Below are 20,917 nucleotides of genomic sequence, written 5' to 3' on the forward strand. Positions count from 1 at the left end.
CGTGGCGGCGGAGGAAACGAAGGCGGCAGCGGAGACCGGCGAACCAGGTCCGAAGGAAGGCCGGTTCACCGCGCTCCTTACGTGCGCCATGGGCTTCTCCATGCTCCAACTGTTCGTCCTGGGCGCCCTCGGCCCCCGCCTGGTGGGGGAGCCGGGCCTATCGCCCGCCGTGCTGGGCCTGACGACCACCATCGGTTTCGGGACGGCGGCGGTACTGTCGCCGGCCGGCGGCCGGATCGTGGACCGGATCGGCCCGCGCCGATCCCTGGTAGCGCTGCTGCTGCTCTCCGCCGCCGCGCTCGCCCTGATGAGCGCCGCGCCCGGCGCCACCCTGCTGCTGGCCGCCGTCGCGCTGGGCGGCGTACCGCAGGCGCTGGCCAACCCGGCCACCAACAAGGCGGTCCTGCGGTCCGTACCGCCGGCGCGGCGGGCGGCGGTGACGGGGATCAAGCAATCGGGGGTCCAACTGGGCGCCTTCTTCGCCGGGTTGCCGCTGGCGATGCTCGCGGCCGGGATCGGCTGGCGGGGTGCCGTATGGGCCGGGGCCGGCGCGGCCCTGCTGGCCGGGCTGTGGGCCCTGCGCACCCTGCCCGCCGACCCGGCCCCGCCGCCCCCCGCCGTGCCGCGCGGCCCGCTCGTGCCGCGCGGCATGGTGGCCTGGCTGGCCGTGTTCTCCCTCTTCCTGGGCGCCGGCATCGCCTCCGTCAACACCTACCTGGCCCTCTTCGGGGCGCAGCGGCTGGGCATGGGCCCGACGACGGCCGCGGCCCTGGTCGCCGTACTGGGCGTGGCGGGCATCGCGGGCCGGATCGGCTGGTCGAAGGCGGCCCGGCCCGGCCGCGCCGAACGGCTCCCGGGCCTGCTCGCGTGCGGATCCCTCGTGGCCGCAGGCCTGTTGGGCGGCGCCCTCGTCGCGGGACCGTTGGTGTGGGTCGGCGCGGTGGCGGTCGGGGTGTTCGCCGTGTCCGGCAACGCCGTCTCCATGGTCCTCGTCGTACAGCGGGCCGCGCCGGGCCGGGCCGGACAGGATTCGGCCCTGGTCGCGGCCGGCTTCTTCGCCGGATTCGCTCTGGGACCACCCCTGTTCGGGCTCCTCGCGCAGAGCGGCCGGTACGGGACCGGCTGGCTGCTGGTGGCCGCGGAGTTCGCGGTCGCGGCGGCGGTCGCCTCCGCCTGGGCCCGACGTGACCGTGCGGGACGTACGGCGTGAACGCGACGGAAACCGGCCGGTGGGCGGGGCGGGCGCTGGACTCCGTCCTGGAACGGGTCGCGGTCACCGGGGCGGCCGTCGGCGACCGCTTCCCGCTGCACGCCGAGCCGGCGGACGGCACGTGGACGACGACCCGCAACGGCTCCTGGACCGGCGGCTTCTGGGCCGGGCTGCTGTGGCTCCGGGCCCGCTCCACCGGCGCCGCGGTCGACCGGCGGGCCGCGTCCGCGTGCACGGCCCGACTGGCGCGCTGGGCGGAGGCCGACACCGCCACCCGGGGCCTGATCCTCTGGTACGGGACCGCCGCGGCCGAGGACGACCCGTACGCCGCCGCCCTCCGCGCCCGGGCCGCCCGCGCCTGCCTGGCGGACTTCGACCCCGCGCTCGGGATCGTGCCCTGGGGCGACGCGTTCGGCGGACCACGCCTGCTGGCCCGGGCGGACGGCGCCCCGGGCCTGGTCCCCCTCCTCGCCGCGGCCGGCCCGACCGGAGCGGCCGCCGCCTCGACCCACCTCCACCACCACCTGGACCTCTGCCTGGACCCTTGCCCGGACCTCTGCCCGGACCCTTGCCTGGGCCGCGACGACGCGGCGAAGCCGGTGCGACGCCCCGGCCGGCGCGCAGGGGCGCTGCTCGACTCGCCCACCGGCGCGGACACCGAACCCTCGGGCGGACCGCCCCCCGACGCGTACGCCGGTACGGCCGCCGGGGCGCCGTCCGGGACGGGCTTCGACGCGGACGCCGGGCCGCTCTCGAGGTCGCCGTCCTGTGCGCGCGGAGCCGGGGCCTACCCGGCCCGCGCCCCCCACAACCCCCCGAGCCCCCCGCGCCCGCCCGCCTGGAGCTTCCACGGTGCGACGACGGGCTGGCGGCCCTGTGCGGAGCCGGAGCCCGGCTGGAGCCGGGGCGACGCCTGGTTGCTCCTCGCGGTCGCCGACGCCCTGCTGACCCCGGCCGTCGCGGGCCACCGCCCCGCCCGACTGGTAGCGGCAGCCGACACGCTCGCGGCGCCGACCCTCCGGTCCGGGCCGCTCGTACCGCCCGCCCGTACCGGACACCCGCACGGCCCGCTCGACACTTCGGCGGCCGCCATCACCGCTGTCGCCCTGCTGAAGCTCGCCCGACTGCCCGGACCCGGAGCCGACCAGTACGCGCACCGCGCCGCGGCGATCCTCGGGCACCTAATCCGGGAACACGTCACCGGCCCGGGTCCGGGCCGCCCGGCCGGAATGCTGCTGAACGGCTGCTACGACGCGGGCCGAGCCCTGGCCGTGCGGCACGAACTCGTCTGGGGCGACTTCTTCCTGGCCCTCGGCCTCGCGGCCCTGACCGGCCTCGTCGATCCCACCCGCCTGTAGCCCTCCCTGCCGCGCGCCCGCCGGCACGTGCTCGGCGCGCGCCCGCCCGCACGGGCCGCGCGGTATCCACCCGACGAGGCCGGGTCGCTACGACCCCCTCCCGGCGCTCGGCAGCGCCCCGAGCCCCGTCGGGCCCGGCTCGCCGCGCCCACCCCGGCGTCCCCGCACGGACCCCGCCTCCGGATCAGCCGGGCGGGGCGGTCCGCCCGGTCGGCTCGGGGGCGGGTACCACCGGGGCGTAGGCGGCCAGGACGCGGCGGGCCACCGAGGTGATGTGGAGTTCGTCGGGGCCGTCGAGGATGCGGGCGGCACGGCCGGTGCGGAAGAGGGACGGGAGCGGGGTGTCCGGGCCGAGACCCGCGGCGCCGTGGACCTGGATCGCGGAGTCCGTCACCTGCTGGAGCATGCGTGCCGCGGCGACCTTGGCCAGCCCCACCTCCGTACGGGCGTCCTGCCCGGCGGCGATCAGCGCCACCGCCTCGTGGGCCAGCAGCCGGGCCCCGCGCAGCGCGAGCAGGGCTTCGAACACGTGCTGTTGGACCAGCTGGTGTCCGGCGAGCGGCCCGCCCGAACCGCTGCGTGCGGCGGCCCGGCCGCACATCAGGTCGAAGGCGCGTTCCGCCTGGCCGATCCAGCGCAGGCAGCGCAGCGTCCGGCCGAGGCACAGCCGCTCACCGGCGATGGACAGGGCCCCGCCCTCCGCGCCGAGGAGGTGGTCGGCGGGCACCCGGACCCGGTCGAGGCCGATCTCGTACTGGCCGGCCGCCCCCAGCACGGGCAGTTCCCGCAGGATCCGGAAGCCGGCGGAGCCGGTCGGCACGAGCAGCAGGGACAGCCCCTCCCGGTCCCCGGGCGACCCGCCGGTGCGGACCAGGACGGTCACCAGGTCGGCCCGGCCGGCGCCCGAGGTGAACCACTTGCGGCCGCTGACGAGCCAACTGCCGTCCGCGCTCCGTTCGGCGCGGGTGCCGGTCAGTGCCGGATCGCTGCCCGGAACGTCCGGCTCCGTCATGGCGTAACAGGCCCGGAGGGTCCCGGCGACCAAGGGGGTCAGGTACTCCTCGCGGACCCGCGGCCCCCCGTACCGGGCCAGCATCGTGACGTCGAGCAGGGGAGCGGAGCCCAGGGCGGCCGGCCCGTGGTCGCTCGCGCCCTCCGCCTCGGCCAGCGCGGCGTACTCCGCGAAGGACAGGCCACCGCCGCCCAGTTCCGCCGGGAGCGGCAGCGCCCACAACCCCGCCTCCCGGGCCCGCGCCCGCAGGGCGTCGAGCGCGGCGTCCGCGGCCGGCCCGCCCGCGTCCAGCACCGTCTCGTACGGGACCACCCGGTCGGCGACGAACCGGGTGATCCTCTCCCTCAACCCCGCCACGTGCGGGCCGGGTCGTGCCGCTTGCCCGGCAGGGGACTTCGGATCCGTCACTGCATTCCTCCTGCGTCCCGGGAACCCGTACGAACGACTGTCCGACTGTCTGTTCGTGGAACTGGTCGGGCGCACGCGCTCCCGGGTTCCCGCTTCCCGCCAGCACCCGGGCGCCGGCCACCGCCGCGCCAGGAGAGGAGAGGCATGGCGTCACCAGCAACCGCGCGGACGGTCCGGCCGCTCGACACATTGCGCTTCGACACCTCCGGCCCCCCACGGATCACGGGCATCGTCACCGACCACCTCCGCGCCCTCGGCGCCGTCCCGGACCGTACCGACGATGCGCCCCCGCCCCGCACCGAGCGCGCCGCCCCCTCGGTCGGCCCGGGCCGGTTCGTCCTCGCCGGAGGCGGCTTCGAGGCGGCCCGGGCACTCACCGCCTGGGGGGCACCCGGCAGCGGCCTCGTCGACGAGGCCACCGTCCAGGCCGCCACCGGGATCATGGCCGTGCACGGCCGCCGCGAGGGGAGCCCGCGCGGGCTGGCGGCCGACTACGTGGCGACGGCCACCGCCGTCCTCACCGTCCAAGGCCTGCTCGCCGGACTGGTCGGGCAGGCCCGCGGCGGCGGCGCCGCCGAGGTCACCACCGCCGCCGACCGGGCCGGGCTCCTCGCGGTGTCCCAGTACCTCGCCGCCGACGGGGCGGACGAGGCGGAAGCCGCCGAACTCGCCCCCGGCGGACCGCCCTTCACTTCCGCCGACGGGGTGCTCTTCGAGCTGGAGACCCTCGACCCGGGGGCCTGGGCGGCGTTCTGGCGGGCCCTGGACGCGCCCGCCGACGCGCTGCGCGCCGGCTGGCGCCCCTTCCAGTTCCGCTACGCCACCGCCTGCGCGCCGATCCCGGCCGCCCTCCACACGGTGGCGCGGGCCCACCCCATGCGGGCCATCACCCGCGCCGCCGTCCTCTCCGGCGCCCAGGTGTGCCCCCTGCGCACCCTCGCCGAACGCGCCGGGGAACACGACGGCGCCGCCCCCTGGTCGCTGCTGCCCCTGGACACCACCGGCGCGGCTCGCCCCCCTGCCCCCCGGCCCTCCGCCGACCCCAGCCCCGGCCGCCCGCTCGCGGGGCTGACGGTCCTGGAGGCGGGCCGCCGCATCCAAGCCCCGCTGACCGCACACCTGTTGGGGCTCCTCGGCGCCGATGTCATCCGCATCGAACCGCCCGGCGGGGACCCGCTGCGCGGCATGCCGCCCGCCTGCTCCGGAGTCTCCGCGCGCTGGCTCGCCCTGAACCGGGGCAAGAGCGCCGCGGAGATCGACATCAAGTCCGCCGCCGGCCGCCGCCGACTGCGGGAACTGGCAGCCGGGGCCGACGTGTTCCTCCACAACTGGGCGCCGGGCCGGGCCGCCGCGCTCGGCCTGGACGCCGACGACCTCGCACCGGTCAACCCCGAGCTGGTGTACGCGTACACCAGCGGTTGGGCCGACCGGCTCGACGACGCCCCCATGGGCACCGACTTCATGGTCCAGGCCCGCACCGGCGTCGGCGAAGCCGTCCGTCCGGAGGGTGAACCCGCCGCCCCCTCCCTGATGACCCTGCTCGACGTACTCGGCGGCCTGCTCGGTGCCGAAGCCGTCCTCGCGGGGCTCCTGTCGCGCGAACGCACCGGCCGCGGCGTCCGGGTCGACTCCTCCCTCCTCGGGGCCGCCGACCTCCTGACCGCCCCGGCCCTGCGACGGGCTGCCCGCGGCCTCGACCCCCGCATGCCCGCCGGATTCCGCCGCCCCCTGTGCACGGCCGACGGCTGGATCGCGCCCGCCGACGACAGCGCCGCGGCCGCCTCCCGGTTCGCCGAGGACCTGCGCGGCCGCACCACGGCCGACGCCCTCGACCGGCTCCACGAGAACGGTCTGTCCGCGACGGCCGTCACCACCGAGCTGTCCACCCTGCACCGCGACCCGCGCCTGAACGGCCCCATCGGCCGCGACCCGTACGGCGCCCCCGCAGTCCCCGATCCCTGGAGCTTCGCGTGACCGCCACCGGACCCGCCCTGCGCGACCTGCTGCCCCCCGAACTGCGCCGCTCGTGGGTCGTCGACGGCACCTGCCCCGACCTGGACCTCTACAGCCTCTTCCGGGCCCGCCAGATCGCCGACCTGCACCGCACCGCCGTCATCGACGCCAAGGGACCCCTCTGCTACACCGCGCTCGACCGCAAGGTGCGATGTCTCGCCGCCGGCCTCGAAGCCCTCGGCATCCGCCCCGGCGAGGTGGTGGGCGTGCAACTCCCCAACGACCGGAGCGCGGTCATCGCCGATCTGGCCCTGGCCGCCCTCGGCGCCATCGCCCTGCCCTTCCCCGTGGGTCGGGGCACGCTGGAGGCCGAGTGCCTGCTGCGCCGGGCCTCGGCCGTCGCCGTCATCGCCGCCGCCGACCACCGCGGGACGCGGCACGCCGCCGACCTGGTCACCCTGGCGGGCGCCCTGCCGGCCCTGCGCCACGTCATCGCCGCGGGCCCGGGCGCCGTCCCCGAGGGCGCGGTGCCCCTGCGGCAGCTCATGCGGTCCGACCCCGGCGGGTTCGTGCCGGCCCGGCCCGACCCCGACAGCGCCGCACGGATCCTCGTCTCCTCCGGTTCGGAAGCCGAGCCGAAGATGGTCGCCTACTCGCACAACGCGCTGGCCGGCGGGCGCGGCAACTTCCTCGCCTCCCTCATCCCGGACCGCACCGTTGCGCCGCGCTGCCTGTTCCTCGTACCGCTCGCGTCGGCGTTCGGCTCCAACGGGACCTCCGTCACGCTGGCCCGGCACGGCGGCACGCTCGTCCTGCTCGACCACTTCACCCCGCAGGCCGCGATCGAGGCGGTGCGCGCGCACGAGCCGACACACGTCCTCGGCGTCCCCACCATGGTCCGCATGATGCTCGAACGCCTCGACGCGACGGGCGGGCAACTGCCCCCGCCGACCGCCCTGGTCCTCGGCGGGGCGCCCCTCGACGAGACCACCGCGGCGGCGGCCGCGAAGGCCTTCGGCTGCCCGGTCGTGAACCTCTACGGGTCCGCCGACGGCGTCAACTGCCACACCGGGCTCGCGCACACGGTGCCGCCCACCGACGGCGCCGGCGTCATCGCCGGTCACCCCGACCCCCGGGTCGCGGAGATCCGCATCGCCGACCCCGACACCCACGCCCCCCTGGCCGAAGGCGAGTTGGGGGAGATCATCTCGCGCGGACCGATGACCCCGCTGTGCTACGTCGCGGCCCCCGACCTCGACGCCCGCTACCGCACCCCCGACGGCTGGGTCCGCACCGGCGACCTCGGCTTCCTCGACCCCGACGGGGCGCTGCACGTCGTGGGCCGCCTCAAGGACATCGTCATCCGCGGCGGCGCCAACATCAGCCCGGCCGAGGTGGAACGCGAACTCACCGCCCACCCCGACGTCCGCGACGTCGTCTGCGTCGGCGTCCCCGACCCGCTGATGGGGGAGCGCCTCGCGGCCTGCGTCGTGGCGCGCGGAGCCCGGCGCCCCACGCTCGCCTCGCTCGCCGAGCACCTGAGCGCCCGCGGCCTGGAGCGGTCCAAGCACCCCGAACGGCTCCTGATCGTCGACGTACTGCCGCTGACGGCAGCCGGCAAACCCGACCGGGCGGCACTGAAAGCCTTCGTGACGGACGGTCAGGTCATGGACGACCGGCTGATGGAAGGCCGGAGCGACGCCGTCCCGCTCGCGCAAGCCGGGTGACGCGACGGGGCCCGGCGGCCGATCGGCCGCCGGGCCCCACGAACACCCACCATCCACCAGCGGGTTCAGGACGATCCGGCCATCGCCTTCTTCAGTTCGGCCGCGGCGTTGCGGTAGACCGGCAACAGGTCCAGGTCCTCGCCCGGATAGTTGACGATCTTCACCTGCTTCGCACCCGAGTCGGGCAGCACCGTGCCGGTCGACATGTGCGCGTTGTCCAAGACCAACGCGGGCTTCTTCGCGGACAGTTCGGCGAGTTGCGCCGGGGTCACCGCTTCCGGCCCGTAGGTGCCCACCGCCGTGGCCCCCGCCAGCTTCGCCGACCAGGCGGTGAAGACCTGCGTTACCACCGAGGGACTCCGACCCCCGGGCCAGGCCGCGCGCACCTCCTCGTTCAACTGCGCGTACGAGGTGTCGAACCCGGACTTCCAGCGTGCGGCCGCCTCCTGCGTCCCGAAGAGCCGACTCAGCTCGGCCACCTCGGCGCGCACCGCGTCCGGATCGTTGTCCAGGTTGACCTCGACCAGTTTCGCCTTCGACCCCGCCGCCTCCTTGATCTTCGCGGCGTACGGCTCGAAGGGCGCGTACAGCACGAAGTCGGCCCGCGCCACGGCGGCGAGGTCGGAGGGCTTGGGGTCGTAGTCCGGGGCGTGGTGCACGGACTGCGGCACGATCACCTCGATGTCCTCGGCGCCGGCCGCCTTGGCGAACGCCCCCTCCCACGTCGTCGTGACGACCACGACGGGCTTCCCGCCGGGAGAGGGCGCGGCGTCCTCGGAACGGGAAGAGGCACCGCTCCCGCAGCCGGCGCACAACAGCAGGACCGCGCTCAGTGCGAAGAGGGAAGGGACTCGGACGAGGTGGGGCGCCATGAGCTGATTCTCCGTTCGGGGATGAGGTGCACGGCGAGGACGACCGCCCCCGCCGTCAGGACGAGGACCGGGCCGGGCGGCCAGTCCAGCCACAGGGCCAGGACGAAGCCGGTCAGGTTCACCACGACGCCGATGCCGACCGCCCACAGGGTGATCGACTTCAGCGAGCCGCCCAGCCGACGCGCGGCCAGGGCCGGCAGCAACGTCAGGGCGTCGACGAGCAGGGCGCCGGTGAGTTTGATCGCCCCCGCCACGGCCACGGCCACCAGGACCAGGAGCGCGGCGGTCAGGGCCCGTACAGGTACCCCCGAAACCTCGGCGAGCTCACGGTCGTACAGCAGCAGCCCGATCTCGCGCCGCCGCCACCAGAACAGGCCGGGCACGGCCACGGCCAGCACTGCGAGGACGGCGAGGTCGGCGATCCCCACGGACAGGATCGACCCCCACAGCAGGGCGAACGCGCCGGACGCGTTGACCCCCGACACGGCCAGCAGGAGCAGCGCCGCCGCGATGGCCAGACTCATCAGCAGCCCCATGGCCCCCGACAAGCCGTCCGGCGTCCGGGCCAGCGGCGCGACGCCCGCGCCGGCGAGGGCGCAGGCGACCAGCGCGCAAAGCATCGGGTCCAGGCCCGTCAGCAGGGCGACCGCGATGCCGAGCAGCGCCACGTGCATCATGGCGAACCGCACCGGCATGATGTCCAGGCCCACGATGACCACACCGATCACCGGCAGCCCGACCGCGGCCAGCAGCAGCGCCAGGCCCGCCCGCTGGACGGCCAACAGGTCGAGCAGCTCGCCCAGGTCCGCGCCGGCGAGGGTCACCGGACCTCCCGCAGCCGGCCCGCGGCCATCTCCAGGACCCGGTCGCAGCGCCCGGCCATGGCACGGTCGTGCGTCACCACGATCAGGGTCACGGGCAGGGAGGTGAGGACGTCGGCGGCCCGGGACTGGCCGTCGAAATCGAGGGCCGCGGTCGGCTCGTCGGCCAGGACCACCTGGGCCCCGGCGGCGACGCAGCCGATCGCCCGAGCCAGGTACATGCGCTGCAGCTGGCCACCGGAGAGGGTGTGCAGGGGCCGCCCGGTCAACGCCCCCACCCCGAGCCGGTCGGCGGCCTCGGTCGCCTCCGCCCCGCGGGCGCCGGCCGCGAGGAGCTCCGATCCGAGGAGCGGGAACCTGCCGGCCGCCGGTTTCTGCGGGATCCAGGCGCAGGCCCGTCGCCGCCAGGCCCACTCGGCGGCCGAACCCGTGCCCCGGCCGCCGACCAGGATCGAGCCCGTCACCTGCCGGTGCAGCCCGAGCACGGCCCGCAGCAGGGTGGTCTTGCCCGAACCGTTGGTGCCGGTCAGCGCCACCCGTTCCCCCGCCGCGATCTCCAGGTCCACGTCGGCGACGGCCTCGACCCGGCCGTGCCGGCAGGCCACCTCCCGCATCCGTACGTCCAGCCCGCCCATCGCACGTCCCTCGATCCTCCGTAGCCGGGAGTGGGCCGGCCCGGGTGTCCGCCCTCCCACACCCCAAGGAGTCGGAAGCCGGACGCGTCGGGTTCCCGCCGCCTCGGCAGGTTCCGCGACCACGAGTGGAACTTCGGTCGGGCGGCCTGTCGGTTCCGTTCCGACGATGCCGTGCGGTCGACCGCCCCGGTGCCCGTTGCGGCACACGGCGCCCGAAACGGGACACACCGGCCCGTGGCCCGCGTGCACGGGGGTACCGACCCTGTGGCGGTACGGGAGGCGGCGGTATCCTCCTCGTCATCCCTACCCGAGACCGGAGCACCGCGATGTTGGCGCACGAGTACGGCTACCCGGTGTTGCCCGGGACGGCCCTGGAGACCCCCGGGGTCGAAGAGGTCCTGCGGCGCCGCGAACGCGGCGTGCGACGCGGGGTGTTGCTGCTGGTGGCGGAGTTCGTCCTGCTGGTCGGCGTCGTCCTGCTCGTCGGTCCCACGTCGACGGCCGCCGCGGTGACCGCCGCCGGACTCGTCCCCGTACTCGCGGTGACGGCGGGCCTGTTGCTGCTCTGGCGCCGGGCCCGCCGCAGGGAACGGCTCGCCATGAGCACCTACGGCTGGCAGGTGTGGCCCTGCCGCGCCCAGGAGGTCCGGGTGATCTCCGGCGACGGGCAGCGCGTGCGGGGCCGCCGCTGGGGCACGGACGGTCGCGTGGTGCTGCTGCAACCGGACGGCCAGAGCCACTGCTCGTTCCCGCCGCCCTGGAACGGCTGGGACGGTCCGGCCTCCCCGCGTCAACTGACCGACGACCAGGTCTGGTTCGCGGGCGACCCCCGCTTCGGCGGCATGCTCGCGGTGCCCGGAGGCTTCCCCTTCCGCTACGTCCTGCGCGCCACTCCGGGCAAGCGCCGGGGCTCCGGCGCGGAGGACGACGCGGCCCGCCGCAGCGGCCTCATGCCGCGCGCCTGGACGCCCCGCTCCTGACGGGCCCCCATGTCCTCAGGTGCCGGTGTCCTGACCCCGCCGGCGCGCGGGCGGTGTCGCGCCCGCGGGACGGCTCAGGAGATGGCGTACCACTGGCTGGCCCAGCCCGTGTTGATGGTGCTGGTGGACTGGTCGGCGAGGTTCACCGAGGCCGGCAGCGAGTTCTGCCCGGTCAGCAGGGTGCTGTAGCGCAGTTGCGGCGGCGTGAGGCCGGCGTTGACGGAGATGCCGGCCCCGGTCGCCTTGAGCGTGAGGGCGTTCGTCGCCCAATTGCCGTTCAGCAACAGGGCGATGAAGTAGGTGCCGGGCGCTGCGGTGAACGGCTTGCCGAGGGGGAAGGGCTTGGCGATGGCGTCCGTCATCAGCTGCGGCGAGACGTCCGCCGTCGTCGCGAGCAGGGTGCCGCGAGAGTCGTACACGCCGAGGTAGCAGTTGGACAGCTGCGCGTTGGGGTCCACGCCGGCGAGGCCCAGCCAGATGTTGGACCAGGTGATCCGCTCGCGCAGCACCATCCGTACCAAGGTGACCCGGCCGCCCACACCGGCGGCCGACTGGGCCGTCACGTGCCCCGCGTCGTTGGGGTCACCGGTCCATGCCAGCAGGTTCTGGTCCTGGGGAAGGGGCCCGTCGAACCCGGCGGCGCCGCCCCGCGCGGGCGGGGTCGCGGGCGATGGAGCCGCGGAACTCCTCGCCGCGCCCGGTGCGTCGCCCTGACTCGTGCAGCCGGTCAGGACGAGCAGCGCCGACAGGACGGCGGCGAGGCCGGCAGTGACGTTGGTGGTGCGGGTGCGCATGGTCCCCCCATGAGGTGCGTGTGTGCCGAGGGGACATGGTCACACGCCCCCGAGACGGCCCGACCACCGGATGCGCGCGGTGCGCGGACCCCGATCCGTGGGTTATCGTTGATCTTGTGCTCGCGGCCGTGATCCACGGCGGTGGGGCCTCGCGTTGGTGGTCCAAGGAAAGACATCCCACTTCCCGTGGGGGGATGCAGGTGCAAGGCCTGCCCAGCGCTCGAACCAAGGCCCCGGCCTCCTCATGGAGGCCGGGGCCTTCGTGCGTACGGGCTTCCTCGCGGCGGCGCTCAGGCCTCCCGGGTCCACCGCTGGGAGGCGGGCCCGGTGCACGACTTCGTGACGAGGCCGCTCTGCATTCCGAGGTCCAGGCAGCCGCCGCCCCACTCGCTGCGCAGACTGCCGCCCGCGCCGGAACGCCACAGGCGGCCGATGTCCTGCGCGCAGTCGCCCACGAAGACGGCCTGGCCGAGCCCGTTGGCGTACAGGCACTGGCCGCTCTGCTGGTTGACGAGTTTGAACGTGCCGTCCGGCTTGCCCTGCACGGTCCAGCGCGCGGTCGGGTCCGAGCAACTGCCGTGGTCCGAGGACCCGAACACCTGGGTGATGCACCGACCGTTGTTGCCGTTGCGGTAGTGGCCGGTCCCGGACTGCGGGGGTCGGGGGGCCGGAGGTGGCGTGGACGCCCCGCCGGCGGGAGGTGGCGTACCCGCGCCGCCGACGCCGTTCGCCGAACCGCCGACCGCGCCGTTCGGGGCGCCGGTGGCACCGCCGTTGCCGTTGCCGGAACCGGGCCCGGATGAGGCGTTGCCGGGGAGCGCGACCGGGGGAGCGGAGGCACCTCCCTGTCCGTTGGCCTGCCCGTCGGCCCCGGGCGGCTGTCCCTGGGACGGCGACTGGCCGGGCGAGGGCGAGCCGGAGGGGCTCCCGCTCAGCGTGGTGGACGGGGGCGGCGTCGTACCCGCCGGCGCCGACACCGGGGGGAGCGGGGTGTTCTGGGCCTTGGCCTGCGGGGGGATGGTGTACGGCAGGAGTTGGATGGCGAGCGTCGTACCACCCGCGACGATCACGACGGGGAGCACGGCGAACAGCACACGGGTACGGCGGCGCTTCTCACGCGGCTCGGGCCGCCCGGTGACGGCCGGGGCGGCCTCGGCCTCGGGACCCCGGCCCGCACCGGCCGGCTCCGGGCCGGACGCGCGGCCCGTGAGGGGCAGCGTGGGAACATCGGGTTCCCGCACCTCGGCCGCGAAGGCGGCCCGGTCCGTCAGCCGCGCGGTGATGGCGTCCGGCCACAGCGGCGCGGTGAACGGCTCGTGCCGGGAGGCACGTTCGAGGAGTTCGGCAGCGGTGGGCCGCGCCTCGGGATCCTTGTCGAGGCAGGCCGCGACGAGCTCGGCGAGCTCCGCGTCCAGCTCCCGCAGCGGCTCCAGGTCCGGTTCCTCGTGGACGATGCGGTACAGCACGCCGTGCCCGGACTCGTCACCGAAGGGCGGCCGGCCCGAAGCGGCGTACGCGAGCACCGAACCCAGCGCGAACACGTCGGTCGCACCGCTCACCCCACGCTTGCCCGAGGCCTGCTCGGGTGCCATGTAGGCGGGCGTGCCCACGACCATTCCGGTCCGGGTCAACTGGCTCTGTTCGGCGGCCCGGGCGACGCCGAAGTCGATCAGGGTGAGCCCGTCGAGCGTCAGCATGGCGTTGGACGGCTTCAGGTCCCGGTGGACCATCCCCAACGCGTGGACGGCTTCCAGCCCCGTGGCGGCCTCGCGCAGGAGCAGCCACAGTGCCCGCGCCGGCAGTGGGCCGCCGTTCAGCTCGACGGCCTCCTTGAGCGTGAGGCCGGGCACGTAGGCGGTGGCGAACCACGGGGGCCGCGCGGTGCGGTCGCTCGCGAGGAGCGGAGCCGTGGCCCCTTCGGGCAGCCGGGCCAGGTTGTCCAACTCGTGCCCGAAGCGGCGCAGGAAGTCCTCGTCCTCGCCGACCACCGAGGGCAGCAACTGCTTCACGGCCACGTACCGGCCCTCATGGACCCCGAGGTACACCCGCCCCATGCCGCCGGCCCCGAGCCGGCCCGCCAGCGGTATCCCCCCGATCCGACGCGGGTCCTCGGCCTCCAGCGGGGTGGCCCCGCTGCCCGTCAGCTCTAACACGTCAGCCCCATCGCATCGGTTTCGGTTTCCAGAAAGCTACCCGATGGGTCGGGAGCGGCAACGGCGGGCTCCCTTGGGGGAATTGAGGCTCGAACAGGGGGAGATGGCGCCTCAAACCATCCGCTGCATGCCGACGGAGGCGGGGGTCGTGAGCCGGAACCCGAACTTCTCGTACAGGAAGCGGGCGTCGCCGTCAGCGATGAGGGAGACGGTCGCGCCCGCCGGGGCCCGCCGCTCCAGCTCCCGGACCAACTCCTCCATGATCCGTTTGCCCAGGCCCCGGCCCTGGTGCTCCGGCAGGACGCAGATGTCGACTATCTGGAAGAAGCAGCCCCCGTCACCGATGACCCGGCCCATCCCCACCGGCTCGTCGTCGTGCAGCACGCTCACCCCGTGCCAGGTTCCTGGCATTCCGGCCCGGGCCATCTCGGGGGTCTTGGGGCTCAGGCCCGATCCGGAGCGCAATTTGAGGTAGACCTCCACCGAGGGAGTTCCGACGTGCAGCGAGTAAGTGTCACCCATACCAGTCACCCGCTACATGCTACGGACGAAGCCCGAGGATCACCAGGCACCCGCACTCCGCGCACCCGCCCGAGGATCACCCAGTACCCGCCCCCGGCGCACCCGCCGGCCGTCACCGGGCGCGCCCGCCCGAGCCGTTGGCCCCGGCGGCGGCCCGGTGATCACCGGGGCGACCCGTCAGGCGCCCACGTACGCCGCGAGGTGTTGCGCGGTGAGGGTGGAGCCGCCGGCCACGAGGTCGGCCGGGGTGCCCTCGAAGACGATCCGGCCGCCGTCGTGACCGGCGCCCGGCCCCAGGTCGATGATCCAGTCGGCGTGCGCCATCACGGCCTGGTGGTGTTCGACGACGATGACGGACTTCCCCGAGTCGACGAGCCGGTCGAGCAGCCCCAACAGCTGCTCGACGTCGGCCAGGTGCAGGCCGGCGGTGGGCTCGTCGAGGATGTAGACGCCCCCCTGCTCCGCCATGTGGGTGGCCAACTTGAGCCGCTGCCGCTCGCCGCCCGACAGGGTGGTGAGGGGCTGCCCGAGGCTGAGGTAGCCGAGACCGACGTCCGCCAACCGCTCCAGGATCTTGTGCGCCGCCGGGGTGCGCGCCTCGCCCGCGCCGAAGAACTCCTCCGCCTCGGTCACCGACATCGCGAGCACCTCGCTGATGTCACGGCCGCCGAACCGGTACTCCAACACCGACGCGTCGAACCGCTTCCCCTCGCACTCCTCGCACGTGGTGGCCACACCGGCCATCATCGCCAGGTCGGTGTAGATGACCCCGGCGCCGTTGCAGTTCGGGCAGGCGCCCTCCGAGTTCGCGCTGAACAGCGCCGGCTTCACGCCGTTGGCCTTCGCGAACGCCTTCCGGATCGGGTCGAGCAGCCCCGTGTACGTCGCCGGATTGCTGCGCCGCGAACCGCGGATCGCACCCTGGTCGATGGACACCACGCCCTCGCCCACGGCCCCCGCGTGCTTCGGCAGCGAACCGTGCACCAGTGAGCTCTTGCCGGAACCGGCGACCCCGGTCACGACGCACAGCACGCCGAGCGGAATGTCTACATCCACATCGCGCAGGTTGTGCGTCGCCGCGCCACGCACCTCAAGGGCGCCCGTCGGCTTGCGCACAGCCTCCTTCAGCGAGGCCCGGTCGTCGAAGTGGCGCCCGGTGATCGTGCCGCCGGTCCGCAGCCCTTCGACGGTGCCCTCGAAACAGACGGTGCCGCCCGCCGAACCGGCGCCCGGGCCGAGGTCGACGACGTGATCGGCGATCGCGATCGTCTCCGGCTTGTGCTCGACGACCAGCACCGTGTTGCCCTTGTCGCGCAGCCGCAGCAGCAGGGCGTTCATCCGCTGGATGTCGTGCGGGTGCAGGCCCGTGGTGGGCTCGTCGAACACGTACGTGGTGTCGGTGAGGGAGGAACCCAGGTGGCGGATCATCCTGACGCGCTGCGCCTCGCCGCCCGACAGGGTGCCCGACGCCCGGTCCAGCGACAGGTAGCCGAGTCCGATCTCCACGAACGAGTCGAGGGTCTGGCGCAGCGTCGTCAGCAGCGGCGCCACCGAGGGTTCGTCGAGCCCCGCGACCCAGTCCGCCAGGTCGCTGATCTGCATCGCGCACGCCTCGGCGATGTTGATCTTCTTGATCTTCGAGGACCGGGCGCCCTCGCTGAGCCGGGTGCCGCCGCACTCGGGACAGGCGGTGAAGGTGACCGCCCGGTCCACGAACGCCCGGATGTGCGGCTGCATCGCCTCCCGGTCCTTGGACAGGAACGACTTCTGGATCTTCGGGATGAGTCCCTCGTAGGTGAGGTTCACGCCCTCGACCTTCACCTTGGTCGGCTCCCGGTACAGGAAGTCCCGCATCTCCTTCTTGGTGTACTTGCGGATCGGCTTGTCCGGGTCGAGGAAGCCCGATTCGGCGTACAGCCGGACGGTCCACCAACTGTCCGACTTCCAACCGGGGATGGTGAAGGCACCCTCGGAGATCGACTTGGTGTCGTCGTACAGCTGGGTGAGGTCGATGTCGGACACCGCGCCCCGACCCTCGCAGCGCGGGCACATGCCGCCGGTCCGGCTGAAGGTCTGCTTCACGGTCCTGGTGCCGGCGCCCCGCTCGACCGTGACGGCGCCGCTCGCGCGGACCGAGGGCACGTTGAACGCGTACGCGTTCGGCGAGCCGATGTGCGGCCGGCCCAGCCGGCTGAAGAGGATGCGCAGCATCGCGTTCGCGTCGGTGGCGGTGCCCACGGTGGAACGCGGGTCGGCCCCCATCCGCTGCTGGTCGACGATGATCGCCGTCGTGAGACCTTCGAGCACGTCGACCTCGGGCCGCGCCAGGGTCGGCATGAACCCCTGCACGAAGGCGCTGTACGTCTCGTTGATCAGCCGCTGGGACTCCGCGGCGATCGTGCCGAACACGAGTGAGCTCTTGCCCGACCCCGAGATGCCGGTGAACACGGTCAGCCTGCGCTTGGGGAGCTCGACGCTGACGTCCTTGAGGTTGTTCACGCGCGCTCCGTGCACGCGGATCAGGTCGTGCCCGTCGGCTGCGTGCGCCGCGGGCGACGGGGCGTCCGCCCTCTTGGCCTTGCTCATCGTGTCTCCCTGCTGATGCGTACGGGGCCTGCGGCGCGGACCCCGTCGGCCTCGGGCGCCGCGCCGGTGCTCATGCCCGTTACGTTAGCCCGGCCCCGGGGCGGCGGGCTTCTCGATTCGTGACCGGTTCCGGCCGCCCCCGCGGACAACGCGTGACGGCCTCCCGGAGGCCGTGCGAGGGTGGGGCCATGACCATCGAGGTACGTCCGGCTTCCGTCTTCGGGGACGTCCGGACCCTGCTCGGCCCCAAGTCGGCCACCGCCAACGTGTGCTGGTGCCTGAGCTACCGGATCCCGTCCAAGCTCAACAACGAACTGCGCGGCCCGGCCCGCGGCGAGCACGTCGCCGCCCTGTGCGGTATGCCGACGGCGCCCGGGGTCCTCGCCTACGACGGCGACGAGCCGGTCGGCTGGGCCGCCGTGGCGCCCCGCTCGGACACCTCCTTCGCCCGCAGCCGCACCATCCCGCGCCTGGACGACCTGCCCGTCTGGTCCCTGTGGTGCGTCCGGGTCCGCCCCGGGTACCGCGGCAAGGGCGTCTCGCACGCGCTCATCGCGGGGGCCGTCGATTTCGCCCGGGAGCACGGGGCGCCGGTGGTCGAGGCGTACCCCCTCGACAACGGGGACGCCCGGGTCGACCTGACGATGGCGTACGCCGGGATCCGGAAGAACTTCGACCGGGCGGGGTTCTCGCACGCCTCGGAGACCACCTCGGTACTGGCGGGCCACCCCAGGGTGCTGATGCGGCTGGACCTGCGTCGCGACCCGGGACCTCGTCCAGGACCCGACTCGGGGCCCGCCCCGGGCCTCCGCCCGGGACGTTGACCTGCGCTTCGACCTCGGATGACCGATGTGCCCGAGTTGTGGCTACTCTGGGAGTGGCGGCCGATGAGTGGTAGCGGCCTCCCGGCCGCCGGGCCCGGCCCGGGGCACACACCCCTCCCCGTTTTCTGTGCCTCGCGGTCCGGGTTTTCGCCTGCGCTCCGCCACGCCGCGGAGCGCGCCCGGACATGACGGCGGGGCCCCGACTCGATGAGTCGGGGCCCCGCGCGCACGCCTGTCGGCCGGGATTACAGGGGGCGACCGAACGGGCCGCCGATGCCGTAGTAGATCCCGATCTCCTCGCGGTACTGCGGGTCCGCCAGGTGCTGGTCCCGGTGGAACTCGGGGGCGTCCTTGACCTGCGCCCGCGTCCGGTCCACGTAGATCTTCTGCTCGTCCGCGTTGATGCTGATCACCGTGCTCGCGGGGAGCAGCACCTCCTTGCCGAAGATCCAGACGCCGGTGTCGACCACCAGGTAGGCGTCCCCGGCCTCGTCGTTGTGCTTGTCGACCTTGCCGATGCTGCCGTCCGTGGCCTCGACCTTGTAGCCCGACAGATCGGCGCCCGTGAGGTGGCCCGACGTCGAACGGTAGTTCCACATGTTCTCGGTCACGCGAAAACAACTCCTCCGGTTTGCGGGCGCGGTGAAATCACTGCCGCCCCCCTTGATCGGTGGTCCGTCGGAACGCATTCCGTCCGTTCCGATCCCTCGCTTGCCCAGGGGGTCGAGCCCTACGCGCCCCGCCCGACGAAAATCTCCGGCAGGCCGCTGACCGGCGGCAACCTCGTACGGGACGGTCAGTCGACCTGGAGTTCGCCCATCCGGCTCCAGCCGTCGGCGCCTTCGATGGTGGTGCTGACGATGTCCGGCGTACGGGTGACCAGCGGGCGCATGGTCTCCAGTGCGGCGCGGAAGTGTTCCGAGGTGACGTGGGCCTCCGCCGCGCCGTCCCGGAACGCCTCGACCAGGACGTAGGTGTCGGGCTCCTCCAGGCTGCGGGACCATTCGAACCAGAGGTTTCCGGGCTCGGCCCGGGTGGCGCGGGTGAAGTCGGAGACCAGCTCGGGCCACTGGTCGACGTATGCGGGCTTGACGGCGAATTTCACCACAATGAAGATCATTTGGTCATTGTAGGCGGGTCCGTCGGTGTGGGTGGGGACACCAGCGTGTCCACCTCCGCCGCGAACAGCAGGGCCGGGTCCAACCCCATGCCGGTGAAGTGGCCCGCCAGTTCCAGGGAGAGCGCGCCGTGCAGCCGGGTCCAGAAGGCGAGGGCCGTACGCAGGGCCGCCGGTGGGGCGTCCGGATGCCCGTCGGCCCACTCCCGGTGGTCCGCCAGGTGTGCGTCGAGGGCGCGGGCGCCGCTCCCGGCGCCGGCCCCGGTACCGATCGCCGCGGTGGCGGCGTCCAGCAGGACGGACATCATCTCCGACGCGATCGCCGTGACGTCGTCCGGAGCGTGGTAACCGGGGACCGGGGTCCCGTAGATGAGGAAGTAGCGGTGCGGGTCCGCCACGGCCCAGTGGCGGAGGGCGGTCGCCAGCGCGGTCAGGCGCTCCGGCCCGGTTCCGTCGGCGGACACGGCGGCGAAGGTGTCGGCGAGGCCGCGGTACGCGTCCGTGACGAGTTCCGTGATCAGTTCGTCGCGGTTGGCGAAGTACCGGTAGAGCGCGGGCCCGCTCATGCCCATCTGCTTGGCGATGGCGTTGAGCGACAGTGCGGAGGCCCCGGAACCGGCGATCTGCTGCCGGGCCTTCTCCTTGACCTCGGTGCGGACCTGCTGGCGGTACCGCTCGCGCGGGGTCGTGGTGCTTCCGGTCATGGCCGTCGCCTCTCCATCCAGTCGATTGTTAGAACGTATCACCAACGGCACGCCATCTCGCGTTCGATCGGGTCGACGGCTTGACAGGGGTCGCGTCGACGCTCACTCTGGTTACAGCTTCTAACGAACGCGATAAGCACAAACAAGCGGAGGTCGTCATGAACACCATCGAGCGCGTCGAGGTCCTGCTGCCGGGCAAGGTCGAACCGGAAGGACTGGAACTGCACCGCGGCCCCGTGCCGGAGCCCGGCGCGGGACAGCTGCTGATCGCCATGGAGGCCACGGGCGTGTCCTTCGCGGAGCAGCAGATGCGCCGCGGGCGCTACTACGACCAACCCGAGTTCCCCTTCGTCCCCGGCTACGACCTGGTGGGCACCGTGCGGGCCGCCGGACCGGGCGTCGCGTTCGACCTGCTCGGCAGGAGGGTGGCCGTCATGACGAAGACCGGGGGCTGGGCCAGCCACGTCGTGGTCGAGGCCGCCGACGCGGTGGAGGTGCCCGTGGGCGTCACGGCGGCGGAGGCGGAGACCGCGGTCGTCAACGGCATCACGGCCTGGCAGATGCTCCACCGCAAGGCCTCGGTCAGCGCCGGGGGCACCGTCCTCGTCCACGGCGCGAACGGCGGCGTCGGCTCGATCCTGGTGCAACTGGCGCTCGCCTCCGGAATCCGGGTGATCGGCACCGCGTCCACCCGCCACCACGAAGCACTGCGGGCCCTGGGCGTCGTACCGGTCGACTACCGCTCGGGCAACGTGCCCGCCCGCGTCCGCGAACTCGCCCCCGCCGGGGTGGACGCCGTCTTCGACCACGTCGGCGGCGACGGGATCGTCGACTCCTGGCGGCTCCTGGCCCCCGGCGGCACGCTCGTCTCGTACGGCAGCGCCGCCACCCGGGACGACGAGGGCTCCGGCTCCTGGCCCGTCCTGCGGCTGCTGGGCCGGGTGTGGCTGTGGAACGCGCTGCCCAACGGCCGCAGCGCCCACTTCTTCAACGTCTGGGCCGGCCGGGCCTACGCCAAGGACCGGTTCCGCGCCCGCCTGCGCTCCGACCTCACCCAAGTGTTCGCCGCCCTCCAGCGCGGCGAGATCACCGCCAAGGTGGCCGCCGAGATCCCCCTCGCCCGCGCCGCCGAGGCCATGCGCCTGGCCGAATCGGGCACGGTCGCCGGCAAGGTCGTCCTCGTGCCCTGAAGTGCGCTCCGATGCCCCCGCACCACCCTTCGCCCCAGGCTCGCCCTCGGC

The 20,917-nt window shown here is 74.1% G+C and carries 18 protein-coding genes; 7 read left to right on the top strand and 11 right to left on the bottom strand.

Features of this window, described 5'->3' with window-relative positions; genetic code table 11:
• Position 1: 1 nt before the first annotated feature.
• Positions 2-1,210, top strand: coding sequence for an MFS transporter (locus tag ACZ4XJ_RS26760; RefSeq protein WP_468497655.1), 1,209 nt, complete (start codon positions 2-4; stop codon positions 1,208-1,210).
• Positions 1,207-2,568, top strand: coding sequence for a sugar ABC transporter permease (locus tag ACZ4XJ_RS26765; protein WP_468497656.1), 1,362 nt, complete (start codon positions 1,207-1,209; stop codon positions 2,566-2,568). The genes ACZ4XJ_RS26760 and ACZ4XJ_RS26765 overlap by 4 nt, the downstream gene beginning before the upstream one ends.
• A 184-nt stretch (positions 2,569-2,752) precedes the next feature.
• Here ACZ4XJ_RS26765 and ACZ4XJ_RS26770 read toward each other — a convergent pair whose 3' ends face one another.
• The gene (locus tag ACZ4XJ_RS26770) at positions 2,753-3,988 is read right to left on the bottom strand and encodes an acyl-CoA dehydrogenase family protein (protein ID WP_362883137.1); all 1,236 of its coding nucleotides are present in this window, start codon (positions 3,986-3,988) and stop codon (positions 2,753-2,755) included.
• A 144-nt stretch (positions 3,989-4,132) separates the two neighbouring features.
• Here ACZ4XJ_RS26770 and ACZ4XJ_RS26775 point away from each other — a divergent pair, with 144 nt between their 5' ends.
• Both ACZ4XJ_RS26775 and ACZ4XJ_RS26780 read left to right on the top strand, forming a co-directional pair.
• Positions 4,133-5,962 (top strand): CoA transferase, encoded by a 1,830-nt coding sequence (locus ACZ4XJ_RS26775; RefSeq protein WP_468497657.1) that lies wholly within the window; start codon positions 4,133-4,135, stop codon positions 5,960-5,962.
• The gene (locus ACZ4XJ_RS26780) at positions 5,959-7,668 is read left to right on the top strand and encodes a class I adenylate-forming enzyme family protein (protein WP_468497658.1); all 1,710 of its coding nucleotides are present in this window, start codon (positions 5,959-5,961) and stop codon (positions 7,666-7,668) included. Before ACZ4XJ_RS26775 ends, ACZ4XJ_RS26780 begins: the two co-directional genes overlap by 4 nt.
• Positions 7,669-7,733: 65 nt before the next feature.
• Here ACZ4XJ_RS26780 and ACZ4XJ_RS26785 read toward each other — a convergent pair whose 3' ends face one another.
• Genes ACZ4XJ_RS26785 through ACZ4XJ_RS26795 form a run of 3 tightly spaced genes read right to left on the bottom strand, consistent with a single transcriptional unit; the run spans position 7,734 to position 9,996 of the window.
• On the bottom strand, positions 7,734-8,540 hold the full coding sequence (locus ACZ4XJ_RS26785) for a metal ABC transporter solute-binding protein, Zn/Mn family (protein WP_468497659.1): 807 nt from the start codon (positions 8,538-8,540) through the stop codon (positions 7,734-7,736).
• Entirely contained in the window at positions 8,498-9,364 is an 867-nt protein-coding gene (locus tag ACZ4XJ_RS26790; protein WP_362883144.1) for a metal ABC transporter permease, read from the bottom strand. The genes ACZ4XJ_RS26785 and ACZ4XJ_RS26790 overlap by 43 nt, the downstream gene beginning before the upstream one ends.
• Positions 9,361-9,996, bottom strand: a complete 636-nt coding sequence (locus ACZ4XJ_RS26795) for a metal ABC transporter ATP-binding protein (protein WP_362883146.1) — start codon at positions 9,994-9,996, stop codon at positions 9,361-9,363. Before ACZ4XJ_RS26795 ends, ACZ4XJ_RS26790 begins: the two co-directional genes overlap by 4 nt.
• A gap of 326 nt (positions 9,997-10,322) precedes the next feature.
• Here ACZ4XJ_RS26795 and ACZ4XJ_RS26800 point away from each other — a divergent pair, with 326 nt between their 5' ends.
• Entirely contained in the window at positions 10,323-10,976 is a 654-nt protein-coding gene (locus ACZ4XJ_RS26800; protein ID WP_468497660.1) for a hypothetical protein, read from the top strand.
• A gap of 74 nt (positions 10,977-11,050) precedes the next feature.
• Here the strand turns inward: ACZ4XJ_RS26800 and ACZ4XJ_RS26805 are convergent, their stop codons facing one another.
• The 4 genes from ACZ4XJ_RS26805 to ACZ4XJ_RS26820 form a co-directional block, all read right to left on the bottom strand.
• Positions 11,051-11,770 (bottom strand): hypothetical protein, encoded by a 720-nt coding sequence (locus tag ACZ4XJ_RS26805; RefSeq protein WP_468497661.1) that lies wholly within the window; start codon positions 11,768-11,770, stop codon positions 11,051-11,053.
• A gap of 290 nt (positions 11,771-12,060) precedes the next feature.
• A complete protein-coding gene (locus ACZ4XJ_RS26810; protein ID WP_468497662.1) occupies positions 12,061-13,923 on the bottom strand; it encodes a serine/threonine-protein kinase in 1,863 nt (620 codons plus the stop codon).
• 111 nt (positions 13,924-14,034) lie between these two features.
• Positions 14,035-14,445 carry a GNAT family N-acetyltransferase gene (locus tag ACZ4XJ_RS26815; protein ID WP_362883153.1) on the bottom strand — a complete coding sequence of 137 codons (411 nt, stop codon included), beginning with the start codon at positions 14,443-14,445 and terminating at the stop codon, positions 14,035-14,037.
• A 177-nt stretch (positions 14,446-14,622) separates the two neighbouring features.
• Positions 14,623-17,031 (bottom strand): ATP-binding cassette domain-containing protein, encoded by a 2,409-nt coding sequence (locus ACZ4XJ_RS26820; RefSeq protein ID WP_468497663.1) that lies wholly within the window; start codon positions 17,029-17,031, stop codon positions 14,623-14,625.
• Between the two features lie 188 nt (positions 17,032-17,219).
• On the opposite strand from ACZ4XJ_RS26820, the gene ACZ4XJ_RS26825 reads away from it, so the two are divergent.
• The gene (locus tag ACZ4XJ_RS26825) at positions 17,220-17,855 is read left to right on the top strand and encodes a GNAT family N-acetyltransferase (RefSeq protein ID WP_468497664.1); all 636 of its coding nucleotides are present in this window, start codon (positions 17,220-17,222) and stop codon (positions 17,853-17,855) included.
• Between the two features lie 245 nt (positions 17,856-18,100).
• Here the strand turns inward: ACZ4XJ_RS26825 and ACZ4XJ_RS26830 are convergent, their stop codons facing one another.
• The 3 genes from ACZ4XJ_RS26830 to ACZ4XJ_RS26840 form a co-directional block, all read right to left on the bottom strand.
• Positions 18,101-18,466, bottom strand: coding sequence for a PRC-barrel domain-containing protein (locus ACZ4XJ_RS26830; RefSeq protein WP_362883159.1), 366 nt, complete (start codon positions 18,464-18,466; stop codon positions 18,101-18,103).
• 185 nt (positions 18,467-18,651) lie between these two features.
• Positions 18,652-18,975, bottom strand: a complete 324-nt coding sequence (locus ACZ4XJ_RS26835; protein ID WP_362883161.1) for a putative quinol monooxygenase — start codon at positions 18,973-18,975, stop codon at positions 18,652-18,654.
• Positions 18,972-19,676: a TetR/AcrR family transcriptional regulator gene (locus ACZ4XJ_RS26840; protein WP_468497665.1), complete on the bottom strand. Its 705-nt coding sequence runs from the start codon at positions 19,674-19,676 to the stop codon at positions 18,972-18,974. The genes ACZ4XJ_RS26835 and ACZ4XJ_RS26840 overlap by 4 nt, the downstream gene beginning before the upstream one ends.
• A 158-nt stretch (positions 19,677-19,834) precedes the next feature.
• On the opposite strand from ACZ4XJ_RS26840, the gene ACZ4XJ_RS26845 reads away from it, so the two are divergent.
• Positions 19,835-20,866, top strand: coding sequence for a medium chain dehydrogenase/reductase family protein (locus tag ACZ4XJ_RS26845; RefSeq protein WP_468497666.1), 1,032 nt, complete (start codon positions 19,835-19,837; stop codon positions 20,864-20,866).
• The last annotated feature ends 51 nt before the right edge of the window (positions 20,867-20,917 follow it).

It is taken from the genome of Streptomyces sp. NPDC029836, from assembly GCF_055574495.1.